Genomic DNA, 1,817 nt, shown 5'->3' on the forward strand with positions numbered 1-1,817 from the left:
CCGATTTCCTTCAGCATCAAAGGCGTCCACAAGCCGGACGTATCGCCCGCTGCAATCTGCGCTTCGCTGACACGGAATTTGGCCATATCGCTTTGCGGCAGATAGACCCGCCCCTTGTCCCAGTCAATGGCGACATCCTGCAGGAAATTGATCAGTTGCAAGGCCGTGCAAATGCCATCAGACATGGCGATGCTTTTGCTATCGTGCTCGCCATACAAGGCCAGCATCAGGCGGCCGACCGGATTGGCCGAACGGCGGCAATAATCGACAATTTCGGCAAAATCCTGATAACGCGTTTTGGTCACATCCTGGCTAAAAGCCGACAGCAAATCATAAAACGGTGCCAGCGGCAGCTGATGCGCGGCAATCGCCTGCGCCAGATTCTGCATCATCGGGTCTTGCGGCAACTGGCCGCGACCGATTTCGTCCAGCGCAGATGACAGCGCGGCAAGCCCCGCCAGCCTTGCCTCGGCACCGGCATCGCCCTCATCGGCAATATCATCGGCAGTACGGGCAAAATGGTAGATGGCATGCACGCCACGGCGCATGCGTCGTGGCAACAATACAGAACCTACCGGAAAATTTTCGTAATGCCCGACCGACATGGCTAGACCGCCGTCACAAGATGTAAAACGGCGATTATAAGGCCAGAGCAGAACAAACGGCGACCCGGCATCGCCGCCATTCATACCGGACGCCGCACTGCACCTCACGATAAATCGGAAAATCCGCCTTTTTAACAAAAACAATAAAAAAACACCTTGACGGTAAAAAAAGCCGTCTGTATAGTTCCGTTCTCGTTGCAGCACACACTGCAACGCAGCAGTAAATCGTGGGGGTATAGCTCAGTTGGTAGAGCGCTTGCATGGCATGCAAGAGGTCAGCGGTTCGATCCCGCTTACCTCCACCAGAAGACTCAGGCCTGAAGCCGCAACATCGCTTCGACCGACCATTAAGGTCCCCATCGTCTAGTGGCCTAGGACACCGCCCTTTCACGGCGATAACGGGGGTTCGACTCCCCCTGGGGACGCCAGCAGTTTTGGGGGTATAGCTCAGTTGGTAGAGCGCTTGCATGGCATGCAAGAGGTCAGCGGTTCGATCCCGCTTACCTCCACCAGAAGACTCAGGCCTGAAGCCGCAACATCGCTTCGACCGACCATTAAGGTCCCCATCGTCTAGTGGCCTAGGACACCGCCCTTTCACGGCGATAACGGGGGTTCGACTCCCCCTGGGGACGCCAGCAGTTTTGGGGGTATAGCTCAGTTGGTAGAGCGCTTGCATGGCATGCAAGAGGTCAGCGGTTCGATCCCGCTTACCTCCACCAGAAGACTCAGGCCTGAAGCCGCAACATCGCTTCGACCGACCATTAAGGTCCCCATCGTCTAGTGGCCTAGGACACCGCCCTTTCACGGCGATAACGGGGGTTCGACTCCCCCTGGGGACGCCAGCAGTTTTGGGGGTATAGCTCAGTTGGTAGAGCGCTTGCATGGCATGCAAGAGGTCAGCGGTTCGATCCCGCTTACCTCCACCAGAAGACTCAGGCCTGAAGCCGCAACATCGCTTCGACCGACCATTAAGGTCCCCATCGTCTAGTGGCCTAGGACACCGCCCTTTCACGGCGATAACGGGGGTTCGACTCCCCCTGGGGACGCCAGCAGTTTTGGGGGTATAGCTCAGTTGGTAGAGCGCTTGCATGGCATGCAAGAGGTCAGCGGTTCGATCCCGCTTACCTCCACCAGAAGACTCAGGCCTGAAGCCGCAACATCGCTTCGACCGACCATTAAGGTCCCCATCGTCTAGTGGCCTAGGACACCGCC

General features: G+C 57.2%; 1 protein-coding gene and 9 tRNA genes. 9 read left to right on the plus strand and 1 reads right to left on the minus strand.

Going from position 1 to position 1,817, the window contains the following annotated elements; all coding sequences use genetic code 11:
* Window positions 1–605 (minus strand): squalene synthase HpnC (gene hpnC / locus EGI20_RS18095; protein ID WP_498633085.1); only part of this gene is annotated, 605 nt, incomplete at its 3' end.
* 229 nt (window positions 606–834) lie between these two features.
* Here hpnC and EGI20_RS18100 point away from each other — a divergent pair.
* The 9 genes from EGI20_RS18100 to EGI20_RS18140 all read left to right on the plus strand — a co-directional run bounded on the left by EGI20_RS18100 (window position 835) and on the right by EGI20_RS18140 (window position 1,738).
* Window positions 835–910: transfer RNA gene (locus EGI20_RS18100), tRNA-Ala, on the plus strand.
* A 47-nt stretch (window positions 911–957) separates the two neighbouring features.
* A tRNA-Glu gene (locus tag EGI20_RS18105) sits at window positions 958–1,033 on the plus strand.
* Window positions 1,034–1,041: 8 nt separating this feature from the next.
* Window positions 1,042–1,117, plus strand: a tRNA-Ala gene (locus EGI20_RS18110).
* A gap of 47 nt (window positions 1,118–1,164) precedes the next feature.
* Window positions 1,165–1,240: transfer RNA gene (locus tag EGI20_RS18115), tRNA-Glu, on the plus strand.
* 8 nt (window positions 1,241–1,248) lie between these two features.
* A tRNA-Ala gene (locus EGI20_RS18120) sits at window positions 1,249–1,324 on the plus strand.
* A gap of 47 nt (window positions 1,325–1,371) precedes the next feature.
* Window positions 1,372–1,447: transfer RNA gene (locus tag EGI20_RS18125), tRNA-Glu, on the plus strand.
* A gap of 8 nt (window positions 1,448–1,455) precedes the next feature.
* A tRNA-Ala gene (locus EGI20_RS18130) sits at window positions 1,456–1,531 on the plus strand.
* 47 nt (window positions 1,532–1,578) lie between these two features.
* Window positions 1,579–1,654 (plus strand) — tRNA-Glu (locus tag EGI20_RS18135).
* An 8-nt stretch (window positions 1,655–1,662) separates the two neighbouring features.
* Window positions 1,663–1,738 (plus strand) — tRNA-Ala (locus EGI20_RS18140).
* The last annotated feature ends 79 nt before the right edge of the window (window positions 1,739–1,817 follow it).

It is taken from the genome of Aquitalea sp. S1-19, assembly GCF_024343515.1.